This window comes from Aeromonas sp. SCS5, from assembly GCF_001887375.1.
In the GTDB taxonomy this organism is placed as follows: Bacteria; Pseudomonadota; Gammaproteobacteria; order Enterobacterales; family Aeromonadaceae; genus Aeromonas; species Aeromonas jandaei.
The window spans coordinates 26,318-41,068 of the sequence record NZ_LFCS01000004.1; the positions used below are offsets into that span (position 1 = coordinate 26,318).

Below are 14,751 nucleotides of genomic sequence, written 5' to 3' on the forward strand. Positions count from 1 at the left end.
CCAACAACAGACAAGGCCGCATCAGCGGCCTTGTCTGCTTCCTTCGCTACGTCAGATGCTCTGCCACCAAGGCTCCAGCAAGGTAAGCTGCTGGCGGTCGAGATCCAGCTCCGCCTCGACGCCCAGCGGCAACGTCAGCATGGGGTGGGTATGGGCGCAGTCAAACTCCGCCAGAATGGGGAAGTGCGGCTCCCCCACCACCTCCAGCAGGATATCGAGCGGGCGCTTGCCGCTGCCCTGATCGTTGAACAGCTCGTGCTTGCCGAGGATAAGGGCCCCGATCCGCTCAAACACCCCGCACAGCTTGAGATGGGCAAAAGAGCGCTCCAGCGTCTCGGCAGATTTCAGGCTGTCCTCCAGCAGCAGAATGTCGCCGCGATCGATGGCCGGCATATAGGGGGAGCCCCAGATCCTCGCCATGGTATTGAGGTTGCCGCCCATCAGCCGCCCCGCTACCCGCCCTGTCCCCACCGAGATCAGCCGGTTGGGTTGGCACTGCTTGGCCCGGGTCTGATTTTCCCAATCGAGCCGTTCATCGCTCCACTTTGCCGGAGTGGACAACGTGCAGGGGACGCTAGCCTCATCGGCCAGCACAATCTGTAAAAAACTGGCCAGCGTCTCCTCCACCAGCGGCGGCAACTCGCCGAACGAGGCCACCAGCGCCGGGCCATAAAAGGTGACCAAACCAGTCTGGGCATGGATGCCGAGCAGCAGCGCCGTCACATCGGAGTAGCCGACGATGATCTTGGGATCCCGTTTCAGCGCAGCAAAATCGAGATAAGGGAGCAGGGAGTTGGAGTTGCTGCCGCCAATCACCGACATGATGCAGCGCACCTCGGGGTCACGGATAAGGGCGTTGAGCTCCTCGGCCCGCGCGGCGATGGAGCCGGAGCGCCAGTGATCCTGCTGACCGGTGAGGCAGCCCGCCTTGAGCCGGAAGCCCTGCCCTTCGAGAAAGGCCTTTGCACGGGCAAAACGGGTGGGCGCCCAGGCGGTTGCCGCGCTGGAGGGGGAGAAAAAAGCGATGGTGTCGCCGCGCTGGATTGGCGGGGCAAGGAGTCTTGTCATCAGGCACATCTCCCGGGGCTCATCAAACCGTGAAATCAGAGGCTCTGACTATCTCTGATAGCCCCTGTTGGCACAACGGTTGGCTCGCCAGCGTTTAGAAATACAAAACGCTTAATTCATTATTAACAGATATTCTAAACAAAACCGCGCTCCTAGAATGACCTCATTGCGATAGCCAGCCCCGGCTGGCAGCCAGAATGGTCGCCCGGGCAAGCCTGAAGCTTGCCGCCGACCGACACTCTTGCGACGCCGATTTCAATGAGGACCTCGTCATGAACAGAACCGCATCCCCCACAGCTCTGGTTGTTGAAGGTGGCGCCATGCGCGGCATATTTGCCAGCGGCGTGCTGGATGCGTTTATCGAACGTGACTACCGCCCCTTCGACTTCGCCATCGGCGTCTCTGCCGGCGCGACCAACCTGTTGGCCTATCTCGCCAGCCAGCATGGCCGCAGCCACGACATCCTGACCGAGCTGGCCTGCACCCCGGAGTTTCTCGACCCGCTGCGCTTTGCCAAAGGGGGCAATCTGGTGGATATCCACTGGCTCTGGCATACCAGCTGCCGCAAATACCCCCTCGATATCCATCGCTATCGGGAGAGCGGCATCCCCTTCTATGCGGTGGTGACCAATGCCCTGACCGGCAAGGCGGAGTACATCCGGGTCAAGCCGGAGAACATGGATGAGGTGCTGCCCGCCAGCTGCGCCATTCCCCTAGCCTCTCGCGAATATCCCGAGGTGCACGGGGTGCCGATGACCGATGGCGGCGTCGCCGACTCCATCCCGGTGATCGAGGCCTACCGCCGCGGCGCCCGCCAGATGACGGTGATCCTCTCCGAGCCGCTGGGCTACCGGCTCAAGCCGATGCCCTTCCCCTGGATGATCCGCACCCTGCTCAAGACTCACCCCGCGCTGGCACAGGCGCTGGAGCAGCGAGATCGCAGCTACAACGAGGCGCTCGATTTCATCGCCAATCCGCCCGCTGATTGCCAGATCGAGGTGATCGCCCCGGCCGACTACTTCCCGGTGTCCCGTTTTACCCGCGATATCAACAAGCTGGAGATGGGATACGTGATGGGCAAGTGCGCCGGCTATCAGGCCGCCCTGCTCAATTGATAACAGCTTTACAGGCATGACCCGACCTGCCGCGACGCACGCGCCGCCAACACAATAACCATCGGGTCAGTTGAACAAGATGAGTCATAAACCGGACCGCGGCGAGAGCAGCCCAGCTCTCCCGGCTAGTCAATACCGGGACAGACAGCCCCTTGCAATGCCAAGGCATGTCACCCCAAGACAAGGTGTTTATTTATGTCGTTTCTTCTCACCCAGCCCGCGCTGGCGCAGCTGTTCGAGCGGCTGTTACCCGATTACCGGATCATGGCCCCTGCGGCCGAATATCGGGGCGGTCGCTTCTCCGACACCGACAACGTCACCTACCACAGCATCCGCCATCCGGCCGAACTGGTGTGGCAGGAGAAGTCCCACTTCTCCCCGAAAGAGGTGGTGCTCCCCATCACCCAGACCCTGTTCCACTTCGACAATCTGGAGCTGCGCGAATCGAAGGTGGAGGCCAAGCCCACCCTGCTGTTCTTGCGCAGCTGCGATATCCACGCCCTGCGCAGGCTGGATCAGGTCTATCTCAAGAACGGCCAGAACAGCGACGTCTACTACGCCCGGCTGCGCAGCAAGCTCAAGCTGGTGCTGCTGGAGTGCCGCGAGAGCTTCGAGAACTGCTTCTGCGTCTCCATGGGCAGCAATGAGACCCGGGACTACGCCGCCGCCATTCGTCTGAGCGATGAGAGTGCCCGAATCGAGGTGAAGGATCCCGATCTGCTCGGCTACTTTACCGAACTGGGTGAATCCGACGACTTCACCCCGGAATTTGTCCAGAGCAACCCGATCAAGGTGCGCACCCCGGACAGCGTCTGTGACAACCCCCAGCGGATCCGCCAGATCCTCACCGCCCATCCGGTCTGGGCCGAGTATGACAGCCGCTGCATCGGCTGCGGCCGCTGCACCACCTCCTGCCCGACCTGCAGCTGCTACAGCGTGCACGACCTCACCTATGCGGAAAACCCCAAGCAGGGTGAACGCCGTCGCCAGTGGGCCAGCTGCATGGTGGATGGCTTCAGCGACATGGCCGGTGGCCACGGTTTTCGCGCCAAGCATGGCGAACGCCTGCGTTATCGCGCCCTGCACAAGGTCAACGACTACAAGGCTCGTCAGGGGGAGGAGCACATGTGCGTCGGCTGCGGCCGCTGCGACGATCGCTGCCCTCACTACATCTCCTTTAGCAACATCATCAACAAGATGACCGATGTGGTCGAACAGACCATCGCGGCCGACCACGCGCAGGGGGCGAACTGATATGTGCCAGTGCCAGCAAACCGCAACAGCAGAACAGCAGCAGGAGGTGGTCGAAAACCGCCTGCGGCCCAGGGCCTACACCATTCTGGCCATCGAGCGTCACACCGAGCTGGAGTGGAACTTTCGGGTCTCCCGCGACTTTGATGTCCACTACGGTCAGTTTGTCGAAATCTCCCTGCCCACCGTCGGCGAGGCGCCCATCTCGGTCTCCGACTATGGCGATGGCTATGTGGATCTGCTGATCCGCAAGGTCGGCAAGGTCACCGATGCCCTGTTTGCCCTCGATGTGGGCGACAAGGTGTGGATGCGCGGCGTCCACGGCAACGGCTATCCGCTGGAGGCCTATCGCAACCAGCACCTCATCGTGGTGGCGGGCGGCACCGGCGTCGCCCCGGTCAAGGGGCTGCTGCGCCGCTTTAGCAAACACCCGGAACAGGTGAAATCCCTCGACATGATCCTCGGCTTCAAGAACGAGCAGGCGGTGCTCTATCGCCACGAGATGCCGCTCTGGGCCGAGCGCCAGAATCTCATCGTCACGCTGGATGAGGGTGAGGAGAGCGAGCAGTTTCGCATCGGCCGAGTCACCGACTACATCGACCAGCTGGACCTCTCGGATAGCGAGGATATCCAGGCCATCGTGGTCGGCCCTCCCGTCATGATCCGCTTCGTGGTGCTCGCCCTGCTTGAGCGCGGCATCCCCAAGGATCGCATCTGGGTCGATTACGAACGCCGCATGGCCTGCGCCGTGGGCAAGTGTGGCCACTGCCGGATGGGCGACACCTATATCTGCGTGGATGGACCGGTCTTTCGTTTTGACCAGGCCCAGCATCTGATCGACTAAGGGAGAACACCATGAGTCTCGATATCGACATCATCAAGGCCCGCGCCAAGAACGAATACCGCCTCTCCAAGGTACGCGGCGAAGCGATGATCAGCGTGCGCATTCCCGGCGGGATCATGCCCGCTCACCTGTTGGCGGTGGCCCAGCAGATTGCCGAACAGTATGGCAACGGCCTGATCCACCTCACCACCCGCCAGAAGCTGGCGATGCCCGGCATCAAGTATCAGGACATGGACAAGGTCAATGCCGCCCTCGAGCCCTTTATCAGGGAGATTGAGGTGGAGACCTGCGGCATCGAGGTAGAGGACACCCGCGCCGGTTACCAGAGCATCGGCGGACGCAACATCGTCGCCTGTCAGGGCAACACCATCTGCCAGAAGGGCAATATCGACTGCACCGGGCTGGCCCAGCGGATGGAGAAGCACCTCTACCCCAACCCCTATCACCTCAAAATGGTGATCGCCGGCTGCCCCAACGACTGCGCCAAGGCCAACATGGCCGACTTCGGCATCCTCGGCATCGCCAAGATCCACTTCAATGCCGAGCGCTGCATCGGCTGCGGTGCCTGCGTCAAGGCGTGCAGCCACCACGCTGTCGATTGCCTCGCCATCAAGCATGGCAAGGCGGTGAAGGAGGAGAGCAAGTGCATCGGCTGTGGCGAATGCGTGCTGGCCTGCCCGACCCTCGCCTGGCAGCGGGATCCCAAGCAGCTCTACATGGTCAAGCTGGGGGGGCGCACCAGCAAGAAGACCCCCCGTACCGGCAAGCTGTTTCTCAACTGGGTGACCGAAGAGGTGCTGCACGCGGTGATCAAGAACCTGTTCGAGTTCGAGGCCGAGATGCTGGATGGCAAGCCCATCTACCTGCACATGGGTCACCTTATCGATCGGGCCGGTTATCACAAGTTCAAGGAGCGGGTGCTGCGCGGCGTCACCCTCAATCCGGAAGCCATGGTCGCTGACCGCATCTTCTGGGCCGAAGATCAGTACGTCGCCAACATGCATGTCAAAGCGGTGCAATAGGAAAAACCTCGTTTGGGGAAGCTGATCATAGTGGCCGACAACCGGTGGGGATCTGTCGTTGGCCCGGGCGTGGATCACGCTTCCCCCTTTTTCCTTTCACTGTGTTTCTACTCCTTCTCCTCTTTTCGTCCTGCGCAGCCCGTTGCTGCCGGACCCGTATCCGGAGCCCGTTATGGACTTTCTCCCTCTCTTCTGTCAGCTGCAACACAAGCCGGTACTTATCGTCGGTGGCGGTGAGGTGGCGGTGCGCAAGGCGCGCCTGCTAATCGATGCCAAGGCGAAGATCACCATCAATGCCCCGCATCTCGAGCCCCAGCTGATGAGCTGGGCCGAGCAGGGGTTGCTCACGGTCTGCGCCGCCGACTTTCACCCCGAGCTGCTCGATGGCAAATGGCTGGTGATCGCAGCCACCAACCAGCCCGGGGTCAACCAGCAGGTTTTCAACGAAGCGAATCAGCGCCAGATCTTCTGCAACGTGGTGGACTCTCCGGCCCACTGCAGCGCCATCATGCCCGCCATCATCGACCGCTCGCCGCTGATGGTGGCCATCTCCAGCGCAGGTTCGGCGCCGGTGCTGAGCCGCCAGCTACGGGAAAAGTTCGAAGCCATGTTGCCGCAGCACATCGGCCAGCTCGCGGCGCTGGCGGGCAAACTGCGCGAGCGAGTCAAGGCCATACCGGACAAGCTGGCTCGCCGCCGCTTCTGGGAGCGGCTCTTTAGCCATGAGCGACTGGCATGCCAGCTGGCGCGCGGCCAGCAGCAGGCTGCCGAGCAGAGCGTCGCCGAGCTGCTCGATGAGCCGCTGCAGAGCAAGGGGAGCGTCATCCTGGTGGGCGCCGGCCCCGGCGATGCGGGGCTGCTTACCCTGAGCGGTCTGCAACAGCTGCAACAGGCGGATGTGGTGGTCTATGACCGGCTGGTCTCGCAGGAGGTGCTGGCACTTGTGCGCCGGGATGCCGAGCGGATCTTTGTCGGCAAGGAGGCGGGTCGCCACTGTGTGCCCCAGCAGGCGATCAACCAGCTGTTGCTGGAGCAGGCTCGCCTGGGCAAACAGGTGGTCAGGCTCAAGGGGGGCGATCCCTTTATCTTTGGCCGAGGCGGCGAGGAGCTGGAGACTCTGGCCGAGGCGGGCATCCCCTTCTCGGTGGTGCCGGGCATCACGGCCGCATCGGGCTGCGCCGCCTACAGCGGCATTCCCCTCACCCACCGAGATCACGCCCAGCGGGTGCAGTTCATCACCGGCCACGACAAGGAGGGCAATATCGCGCAGGAGTGGTCGGCGCTGGCGGCCCCCCGCCAGACCCTGGTCTTCTACATGGGGCTGGCCCATGCCGGCCGCATTCAGGACGAGCTGCAGACTCACGGCCTGCCCGGTCACACCCCGGTGGCGCTGGTGGAACAGGGCACCAGCCTGCAACAGCGGGTGGTGCGCGGCGAGCTGCAACAGCTGGCGCTGCTGGCCACTCAGGTGGAGAGCCCGAGCCTGATCATCATCGGCTCGGTGGTGACCCTGGCTGACAAACTGGACTGGTACGGCGAAGCTAATACCCTGGCCGGGGTGTAACCGCTCATAGCGCCCCCTTCCGTAGACCAGTAAAAAAGCGACGCAGGCCATGGCCTGCGTCGCTTTTATCGGAATGGGGAAACGGATTTATTCGAAAGAGATAGGACCGGTCGAACCTGCATCACTGTCCTGCCACTCGCTTTCACCGCGCACCCGCGGGTCGCCCTGCAGGGTATAGAGGATCATCCCCTGCCGGATCTGCAGCGCCCCATCGGCACGCTTGGCCTTGACCTTGACGTCGTTGACCCACACCTGCTCCTTGCCATCGACCCGGATGACGGCCACTGTCTGGCCAGTCCCGCTGTTTTTGGCGACCCACTTGCCCTGATAAGGGGAATCTCCCTTGGCCATCGGCAATGTGGCGGCCTTGCCTGCCGACCAGGATTGCACGGTGCAGATGCCGTTGGCACGGTTATCGTGCTTGATGGCGTAATCAATGCTCGGCTCGCTGGTGGCGGAGTCGGCGCTAATACCGATCATGATCTTGCCGCTCTGGGCAGAGTAGGCATTGGGTGCATTGGTCTTCAGCGAGGCCTTTTTGCCGTTGATATAGACGTTGCCATCCTGCGACTTGACCTTGATATTCATCGGGCAGTCAGCGGTAAAGTTCGGAACCGTTGCCGCCGCGCTACCAGCATAAGCAGCGATGGCCAGAGTGATAACAGTCAGCAGAGCAGATTTTTTGTGCATCTTGATACGCCTTCAAGAAAATATGGTGTTCGTCCATGAGGAGTCGTTGTCCTGATGGCAACAACTCTAGTCCAGCCGATACAGCTGGCCCAGTTAAAAAAAATAAAACCCGCACCAGCCAGTTATGAAAAATTATAAATAAACAAAATCAATATGTTAATTTCAAAACTAGCTTCATCATCCCCCGATCTGGCATCTCCGTTATCAAGCGCCGCGCACAAAAAAGCCGATAACCCGGTTATCGGCTTGTCATGTCAACACGCGGGTTCAGCGCACGGGGGAGAGCTTGCTATCTCAAACCACCACGGCGGTGCCGCTGATGCTGACCATCAGCATGCTGCCGTTCTGCCCCACCACCTCGTAGTCGATATCGATGCCGACCACCGCATTGGCCCCCAGCGCAGAGGCGCGCTCCTTGAGCTCATCAAAGGCAATCTCGCGGGCACGGGCCAGCTCTTTTTCGTAGGCGCCGGAGCGGCCGCCGATAATGTCGCGGATCCCGGCAAAGAGATCCTTGAAAATATTGGCGCCAAGGATGGCTTCGCCCACCACGATGCCGCGGTATTCACGAATGCTCTTGCCTTCCAGAGTGGGGGTTGTCGAGAGGATCATCTTGAACTCCTATGGGTGACAGAGGGCTCAGACTAACCCAACTCCCCGCAAATCCCAACCGGGTGGTGGCCTTTGCGACGCGGGACTTAAAAATAGCGACAGCCAGATAAAACAACACCGCGACGGGCGCGGTGTTGTGATGCGAGTGCAATGAAAATCAGGGATTGTAAGCGACGACCGAGCCGCTCAGCCCCGTCATCTGGGAGATCTGTCCCTGGATACCCTGCAGCTTGGCCTTGGAGACATCAGGCCCGATAAAGACCCGGTTGATCTGTCCCTGCACCGGCGTGCGCGGCGAGGTGTGGGCCGAGTAACCGGCAGCCCGCAGCTTGCTCACCAGTGCGTTGACGCTGTCGACGTTCTTGAACGCGCCGAGCTGGAGGATCCAGCTCCCCTGCGCCGGTGCCGCGGCGGGCGCTGGCGTGGTCGGCTGGCTCATCTTGCTCTCGATAAGGTCATCGAGGGACTTGATCTGGCCTGCCTGCTGTTTGGCTGGCGCAGGAGTCGGCGCCTTGGCTACCTCGACCGGCTTGGTCGGAACCGGTTTTGGTGCCGGCTTGGGTTGTTCAACCGGCGCCTTGGCGACCACTTCCGGCTTGGGTTGCGGCTTGGCAGGCGCGGCTTGCTGCACCGGCTGCTGGGCAACCTGCGCACCGGCCTGCTGGGCGGCACTCCCCTGATTGCCGAGGGTCATGGGGTCAGCGACCTCTTCCACCTGCCACTGCTGGGCGGCCGAGGCTTGCTGCTGACTGGCCAGATGCTCGGCCGGCAGCGTGCTTGCCGCCGATACCTGCAACGCGGGCTTGGCTGGCTCAAGATCGGGACGCAGCGGAATTTTGGCAAACGCCTCCTCCTTTTGCGCCAGCTTGTGACCATCCAGCAGGTCCGGCAGGAAAATAACGACCAGGGCCACCAGAATAACGGTGCCCACCAGACGGTTTTGAAACTTCGAGGCCAAGTTGACTCCTACTTCCTTTACTTGATCCAATTCATGGCACGCCCCCGACAAAGAGGGGCTGGCTAGCTGGCGAACCCCGCCAGCACATCGGCGACAGTGTAAAACGAACCAAACACAATGACCATATCGTCAGGACTCGATACGGCCAAGGCAGCCTGATAGGCAGCCTCGACGCTGTCAAAGGTCGTCGCCGCCCCCTGTCCGGAGCCAAGCGCCTGTGCCAACTGGGCCGCACTTGCCGCACGCGGGCCGGTCAGGCTTGCCAGATACCACTCGCCGATCAGACCGTCGAGCTCGGCAAGCGACCCCGCCATATCCTTGTCCTTGAGCATGCCGACCACGGCGCGACGCACACCCGCACAGGGCATCTTGTGCAGCTGGGCGGCCAGATAGGCGGCCGAATGGGGATTGTGAGCCACATCGACGATGACCAGCGGCGCACTTTGCAGCTGCTGCATCCGGCCAGCCAACTGGGCATTGGCAAGCCCGTCGCGGATGGCAGACTCTGGCAACGGCAAGCCGAGGGATTCCAGCGCCGCCAGCACGGTGACCGCATTCATCAGCGGCAGCGCCGGTTTGGGCAGGTCGCACCACTGGTGAAGACCGTGGTAATCCCAGCTGCTCTCGTGCTCATCGCCACGAAAATCGATACCAACCTGACGCAGGTTGGCGCCGATACGCGCCGCCTCGCTGGCGATAGTCGCCGGGGGATTGGGCTCGCCGCTGATGGCGGGTTTGCCGGCGCGATACACCCCGGCTTTCTCCACCGCCACCGCCTCGCGGGTATCACCCAGCCAGTCGCAGTGATCGAGGGCAATGGAGGTGATCATGGCCACATCGGACTCCACCACATTGGTGGCATCGAGCCGACCACCCAAGCCCACTTCCAGCAGCAGCACGTCCGGCGCGGCGCGGCAGAAGAGCCATAAACCTGCCAGGGTCGCAAACTCGAAGAAGGTGAGCGCTATCTCGCCGCGCGCCGCTTCCACTTCGGCAAAGGCGGCGCAGTGATCGCTATCGGCCAGCTCCTGACCGTTGACCCGCACCCGCTCGGTAAAGCGCAGCAGATGGGGCGAAGAGTAGACGCCAACCTGGTAGCCGGCGGCCATCAGAATGCTGGCCGCCATGGCGCAGCTGGAGCCCTTGCCATTGGTACCCGCCACCGTGATCACCTTGAACGGCAATCGGGTGAGCCCCATGCGGCGGGCAACCCTGCCGACCCGCTCCAGCCCCATGTCGATAGAGACCGGATGGATCTGCTCCAAATAAGAAAGCCAGTCGACAAGCGACCGGCTTTGGGATTGATGCATGTTTGAACTCATCTTCACTCTGCGATGACGTGAGTATTCATCAGTTTGGCAAGCAGGCTGGCCAGACGGTTACGCATTTCGCGGCGGTCGATGATGAGATCGATGGCGCCCTTCTCCAGCAGGAATTCGGAGCGCTGGAACCCTTCCGGCAGCTTCTCGCGCACGGTCTGCTCGATAACACGCGGGCCGGCAAAACCGATCAGCGCCTTGGGCTCGCCCACGTTGATGTCGCCCAGCATGGCCAGACTGGCGGAGACGCCACCCATGGTGGGGTCGGTCAGCACGGAGATATAGGGCAGGCCGGCTTTGGACAGACGATCCAGCGCGGCACTGGTCTTGGCCATCTGCATCAGGGAGAACAGCGCTTCCTGCATGCGGGCACCGCCGGAAGCGGAGAAGCAGACCAGACCACGACCTTCCTTGATGCTCTCCTCAACGGCGCGCACGAAACGGGCACCGACCACGGAGGACATGGAGCCACCGATAAAGGAGAACTCGAACGAACAAGCGACAACCGGTACCCCTTTGAGGGTCCCTTTCATCACCACCAGCGCATCTTTCTCCCCCGTCTCTTTCTGAGCGGCAGACAAACGATCCTTGTAGCGCTTAGAATCCTTGAATTTCAAAACATCATGAGGCTCCAGCTCGGCACCGACTTCGGTGCGGCCCTGCTCGTCGAGAAAACTCTCGAGACGGGCACGAGCGCTGATGCGCATATGATGATCACACTTGGGGCACACTTCGAGATTGCGCTCCAACTCTGCCCGGTAGAGCACCTGTTCACAAGCACTGCACTTGGTCCACACCCCTTCCGGAATGTTGTGACGACGAGGGGCAGTGATCTTGCTCTTGGGAAGAATCTTCTCAAGCCAGCTCATGGAATTCCTTAATGCTTTTGTGCCTGACAAAACGCATCGAGCCTTGTCTGTTCAATGACTTAATAGCTCGATGGCAACAAATGACGGGTCATTAAACCACAATTTTTCGGGCGCAGTTACTAAAAACTGGTCGTACCCGGTGCCGAGTCCGGCAGCCACAACGGGCCAAGCGGTACCCGGGGCAGAGCCAGTTCAGCCGGGTAATCTACATCGACCAGATAGAGGCCACCCGCTTTGGCGGTTGGCCCGGCCAGATTGCGATCCCGGGCAGCCAGCACCTCGGCTACCCACTCCACCGGTTTGAGCCCCTGCCCCACCAGCAGCAGCGAGCCGGTGATGTTGCGCACCATGTGGTGCAAAAAGGCATTGGCCCGGATATCGAGCACGATATAGGGCCCCTGACGGCTGACGCAGAGGTGCGTCACATTGCGCCACGGCGTCTTGGACTGGCAACCGACGGCCCGGAACGAGCTGAAATCCTGCTCACCCAGCAGGCACTGCCCGGCCTGATGCATCAGCTCGGCATCAATCGCCTCGTGATAATGGCTGACGCCGCTGCCGAGAATGGCTGGCCGGTAGTTGTGGTTGTAGATGACATAGCGGTAGCGACGGGCGGTAGCGCTGAAACGGGCGTGGAACTCCTCGTCCACCTCCTTGACCCAGCGCACGGCGATGTCGGGCGGCAGGTTGGAGTTGAGACCCAGAGTCCAGGCCCCTTCGGCACGCTTGGCATCGGTATCGAAGTGGATCACCTGACCGGTGGCATGGACACCGGCATCGGTGCGTCCTGCGCACTGGATGGAGACCGGATGATTGGCGATCCGGCTGAGGGCTTTCTCCAGCTCCTCCTGCACACTGATCACTTCTCGCTGACGCTGCCAGCCGAAATACCGGCTGCCGTCATATTCAATACCTAGGGCAATTCGCATGGATAAGGGTGTCTTTTGGTAAAGCAGTGAAAGAAACGGGGCGGATTATACGCATCTCGCGGCAAAAATCCCAAAATCCGCGCAAGCTCCGGCCACGGCAACAAGTAAAAAGGGCAGCCGCTGGCTGCCCTTGTCGTTCAAGTTCATCGGGATGATGTGATTATCCCAGTCGCTTGAGCAGTTTTTCCGCTTCGGCGCGCTGATGGTCACTCCCCTGCTCTGCCGCCTCTTGCAGCAGCTCGCGGGCACTGTCCTTGTCGTCGATTTCAAGGTAGGCACGTGCCAGATCCAGCTTGGCACCAACGCCGCCATCATCGGCATCCACATCAAATCCGGTAGACTCCGGCAGCACTTCGGGGAAACCGTCAAGCCCCACATCCAGCGAGAAGCCCTGATAGGGTTCCGGCTCCGATGTGGTGGCATCCGCTTCGGCCAGCAGCTTGTCGATCTCGACGTAACCGCTCTCCTGTGCCTGCTCGCGGGGTTGCAGATCGGCAGGGTGCGACTCGACCTCGGTAAAGGCATCTTCGAAATCGGAGAGCGCCATTTCGTTGGGATCCCACTCCAGATCCGCTTCAGCCTCTTTCCTGGCCTTGACCGGTTCAGGCTCCAGACCCAGCTCGGCCAGCATCTCGTCAGCACTGGCGTCCCCATCCAGGCTCAGGTCGATGGCATGTTCATCCTCAATCTCGACAGCCGGCTCCTCAAAGGCGCCTTCGAAATCGCTGAGATCGAAACTGGCGAGATCATCATCGGCAGGCTCGGCGTTAGCCGGCGCACTCAATTCCGGTTCGATATCGGCAGAAAGATCAGCGTCCAGCTCGGCGAAGAGCGCAGCCTGCAGCTCCTCTTCACTCATGATCTCGTTGGCGCCTTTGGGCTTGGGATTGAACTCGCTGGCCAGATCCATGGCTGGCTCATTGGCAAGCGCTATCGGCTCGTCATGGGCAAGATCAAGATCCGGCACCAGATCGGGGTCACGGCTGGTAGCAGCAGGCATCCGCTCGGGTTCGAAGCCCTGCAAATCCATCTCGCCTTCGTCGCTGAACACCAGCTCGACATCCGGCTTCGGCGCCGGCTCAACCGGCATGAAGCCATCCGGGGTGTTGAGGTCAGGCAGCGGACGCTCCGGCTCGTTGTCGGTGATATCGACGCTGAGCAGATCATCAAACTCGCTGTGATCCTGATCCATCATCATTGCGGTGGATTCAGAGAGGCTCTTCTCCTGCTCTTCCAGCTCACGACGGGCCCGGGCACGCAGCCAGAGGGTCACCAGCGCCAGCACCAGCAACACCGGCAGCAAAATGATCATCGCCAGATTGAGCGGTGAGGAGAGCAAGTCCATCAGCCAGTTCTGCTTGTGCTCGGGCTCTGCCACCACGGGCGGCACCGGCTTGGCCTTGAGCTCGGCAATCTCTTTCTCCAGCGCAGTCTGATCCTGCAGCTGAGCCTTGAGGGTCTCCACCTCTTCGGTCAGGGATTGCAGGCGCAGCTTGAGCCTGTGGTTCATCTCGGTCACCTGGGCGAGCTGGGCATTGGCATCTTCCAGCGCCAGGGTCATCTCGGTAGCAGGTTTGCCAACCGGTTTGTCCAGATCGGAGGGCAGCGGAGCAGGCGCGGTACCGCTTGCCGCACTCGGGGCCGGTGCAACGGCCTCTTTCGCCGGCGCCTCGTTGACCTTGGCCACTTCCTTGGCGTCAGCCACCTTGGTCTCGACAGCCGGTTTCGGCTCGGTCACAGGTGCAGGAATGGGTGCCGCCTTGACGGCAGGCAGCGGAGCAGGCGCTGCCTTGGCCACTTCAGGCTTGGCTGGCGCAGCTTTTGCTGCGACCGGTTTAGCCGTGTGAGCCTGTTTGTTAGCCAGATATTTGGGGCTCAGCCCTTTCCAGCTGGCGTTGTCGCTGCGGAACTTGGCGCGAGCCTCGGCATCGGTGATGACGCTCGCCTCGGCGGCGGTGGGCAGCAGAATGCGCGAGCCCACCAGAATATGGTTGATATTGCCATCGGCAAAACTGCGGGGGTTTTTCTCGTAGATCGCGACCATGGTCTGGTAGACGCTGACGCGGCTGGAGGGACGATACTTGCTTGCCAGACTCCAGAGGGTATCGGTAGGACGAATCGGGCCATAGCTGGCGGGATTGGCGGTTGCCACCTGACGGACGATGGGCTGGGCGGTTGCCCGAACCGGCTGCGCGACGGGCTGGGCCAGCGGCTGGCTGTTGACAGCGGGTGGTGCGGGCTCGTCAGGGCCTTTCAGTTCGACAAAAAACGGCTCCCGTGAGGAATCTGCAGCCTGAACGGTGCCCAGCAGACCCAATGCGAGTAGCGTTGCCAATGTTATGCGGGAATGTCCCATATTCGTTCCTTCGTATGACGGCCCTATCACATTGAAAAATCTGGATAGTTACCCCAAAACAGTCGGTTCAATATAAATCAGGCTCGCCTTGCAAGCCAGCAGTCCGACACATTTAGCACCCAACTTGCCTCTGAGTGTAGAAAAAAACTTAATC

At 61.2% G+C, this 14,751-nt stretch carries 13 protein-coding genes; 5 read left to right on the top strand and 8 right to left on the bottom strand.

The window, feature by feature from the left end:
* Positions 1–51 precede the first annotated feature (51 nt).
* Entirely contained in the window at positions 52–1,068 is a 1,017-nt protein-coding gene (locus BS300_RS05750; RefSeq protein ID WP_071911545.1) for a S66 peptidase family protein, read from the bottom strand.
* A 272-nt stretch (positions 1,069–1,340) separates the two neighbouring features.
* Here BS300_RS05750 and BS300_RS05755 point away from each other — a divergent pair, with 272 nt between their 5' ends.
* The 5 genes from BS300_RS05755 (at position 1,341) to cysG (ending at position 6,864) form a co-directional block, all read left to right on the top strand.
* Complete coding sequence (locus BS300_RS05755) at positions 1,341–2,183, top strand: patatin family protein (RefSeq protein WP_071911411.1); 843 nt, start codon at positions 1,341–1,343, stop codon at positions 2,181–2,183.
* Between the two features lie 195 nt (positions 2,184–2,378).
* Complete coding sequence (gene asrA, locus BS300_RS05760) at positions 2,379–3,437, top strand: anaerobic sulfite reductase subunit AsrA (RefSeq protein ID WP_071911413.1); 1,059 nt, start codon at positions 2,379–2,381, stop codon at positions 3,435–3,437.
* Between the two features lies 1 nt (position 3,438).
* Positions 3,439–4,278 (top strand): anaerobic sulfite reductase subunit AsrB, encoded by an 840-nt coding sequence (gene asrB / locus BS300_RS05765; protein ID WP_071911415.1) that lies wholly within the window; start codon positions 3,439–3,441, stop codon positions 4,276–4,278.
* 11 nt (positions 4,279–4,289) lie between these two features.
* Entirely contained in the window at positions 4,290–5,300 is a 1,011-nt protein-coding gene (gene asrC / locus BS300_RS05770) for a sulfite reductase subunit C (protein WP_043849790.1), read from the top strand.
* A gap of 172 nt (positions 5,301–5,472) precedes the next feature.
* A complete protein-coding gene (gene cysG / locus BS300_RS05775; RefSeq protein WP_071911417.1) occupies positions 5,473–6,864 on the top strand; it encodes a siroheme synthase CysG in 1,392 nt (463 codons plus the stop codon).
* 87 nt (positions 6,865–6,951) lie between these two features.
* Here cysG and BS300_RS05780 read toward each other — a convergent pair whose 3' ends face one another.
* The 7 genes from BS300_RS05780 to BS300_RS05810 form a co-directional block, all read right to left on the bottom strand.
* Positions 6,952–7,554: a hypothetical protein gene (locus tag BS300_RS05780; RefSeq protein WP_071911419.1), complete on the bottom strand. Its 603-nt coding sequence runs from the start codon at positions 7,552–7,554 to the stop codon at positions 6,952–6,954.
* Positions 7,555–7,848: 294 nt separating this feature from the next.
* Positions 7,849–8,166 carry a heavy metal-binding domain-containing protein gene (locus BS300_RS05785; protein ID WP_041209401.1) on the bottom strand — a complete coding sequence of 106 codons (318 nt, stop codon included), beginning with the start codon at positions 8,164–8,166 and terminating at the stop codon, positions 7,849–7,851.
* A gap of 157 nt (positions 8,167–8,323) precedes the next feature.
* The gene (gene dedD, locus BS300_RS05790) at positions 8,324–9,124 is read right to left on the bottom strand and encodes a cell division protein DedD (RefSeq protein ID WP_041209400.1); all 801 of its coding nucleotides are present in this window, start codon (positions 9,122–9,124) and stop codon (positions 8,324–8,326) included.
* 62 nt (positions 9,125–9,186) lie between these two features.
* Positions 9,187–10,446: a bifunctional tetrahydrofolate synthase/dihydrofolate synthase gene (gene folC / locus BS300_RS05795; RefSeq protein WP_071911421.1), complete on the bottom strand. Its 1,260-nt coding sequence runs from the start codon at positions 10,444–10,446 to the stop codon at positions 9,187–9,189.
* Positions 10,447–10,448: 2 nt separating this feature from the next.
* Positions 10,449–11,312, bottom strand: coding sequence for an acetyl-CoA carboxylase, carboxyltransferase subunit beta (gene accD, locus BS300_RS05800; RefSeq protein ID WP_041209398.1), 864 nt, complete (start codon positions 11,310–11,312; stop codon positions 10,449–10,451).
* A 119-nt stretch (positions 11,313–11,431) separates the two neighbouring features.
* Positions 11,432–12,241: a tRNA pseudouridine(38-40) synthase TruA gene (gene truA / locus BS300_RS05805; protein ID WP_033115966.1), complete on the bottom strand. Its 810-nt coding sequence runs from the start codon at positions 12,239–12,241 to the stop codon at positions 11,432–11,434.
* A gap of 160 nt (positions 12,242–12,401) precedes the next feature.
* On the bottom strand, positions 12,402–14,597 hold the full coding sequence (locus BS300_RS05810) for a FimV/HubP family polar landmark protein (protein WP_071911423.1): 2,196 nt from the start codon (positions 14,595–14,597) through the stop codon (positions 12,402–12,404).
* Between the last annotated feature and the right edge of the window lie 154 nt (positions 14,598–14,751).

Excerpts from the sequence above, each read along its gene's own strand:
- BS300_RS05780 (WP_071911419.1), bottom strand. The coding sequence starts at position 7,554 with ATGCACAAAAAATCTGCTCTGCTGACTGTTATCACTCTGGCCATCGCT.
- asrB (WP_071911415.1), top strand. The coding sequence starts at position 3,439 with ATGTGCCAGTGCCAGCAAACCGCAACAGCAGAACAGCAGCAGGAGGTG.
- BS300_RS05750 (WP_071911545.1), bottom strand. The coding sequence starts at position 1,068 with ATGACAAGACTCCTTGCCCCGCCAATCCAGCGCGGCGACACCATCGCT.
- cysG (WP_071911417.1), top strand. The coding sequence starts at position 5,473 with ATGGACTTTCTCCCTCTCTTCTGTCAGCTGCAACACAAGCCGGTACTT.
- asrC (WP_043849790.1), top strand. The coding sequence starts at position 4,290 with ATGAGTCTCGATATCGACATCATCAAGGCCCGCGCCAAGAACGAATAC.
- BS300_RS05810 (WP_071911423.1), bottom strand. The coding sequence starts at position 14,597 with ATGGGACATTCCCGCATAACATTGGCAACGCTACTCGCATTGGGTCTG.
- accD (WP_041209398.1), bottom strand. The coding sequence starts at position 11,312 with ATGAGCTGGCTTGAGAAGATTCTTCCCAAGAGCAAGATCACTGCCCCT.
- BS300_RS05785 (WP_041209401.1), bottom strand. The coding sequence starts at position 8,166 with ATGATCCTCTCGACAACCCCCACTCTGGAAGGCAAGAGCATTCGTGAA.
- folC (WP_071911421.1), bottom strand. The coding sequence starts at position 10,446 with ATGAGTTCAAACATGCATCAATCCCAAAGCCGGTCGCTTGTCGACTGG.
- truA (WP_033115966.1), bottom strand. The coding sequence starts at position 12,241 with ATGCGAATTGCCCTAGGTATTGAATATGACGGCAGCCGGTATTTCGGC.
- BS300_RS05755 (WP_071911411.1), top strand. The coding sequence starts at position 1,341 with ATGAACAGAACCGCATCCCCCACAGCTCTGGTTGTTGAAGGTGGCGCC.
- asrA (WP_071911413.1), top strand. The coding sequence starts at position 2,379 with ATGTCGTTTCTTCTCACCCAGCCCGCGCTGGCGCAGCTGTTCGAGCGG.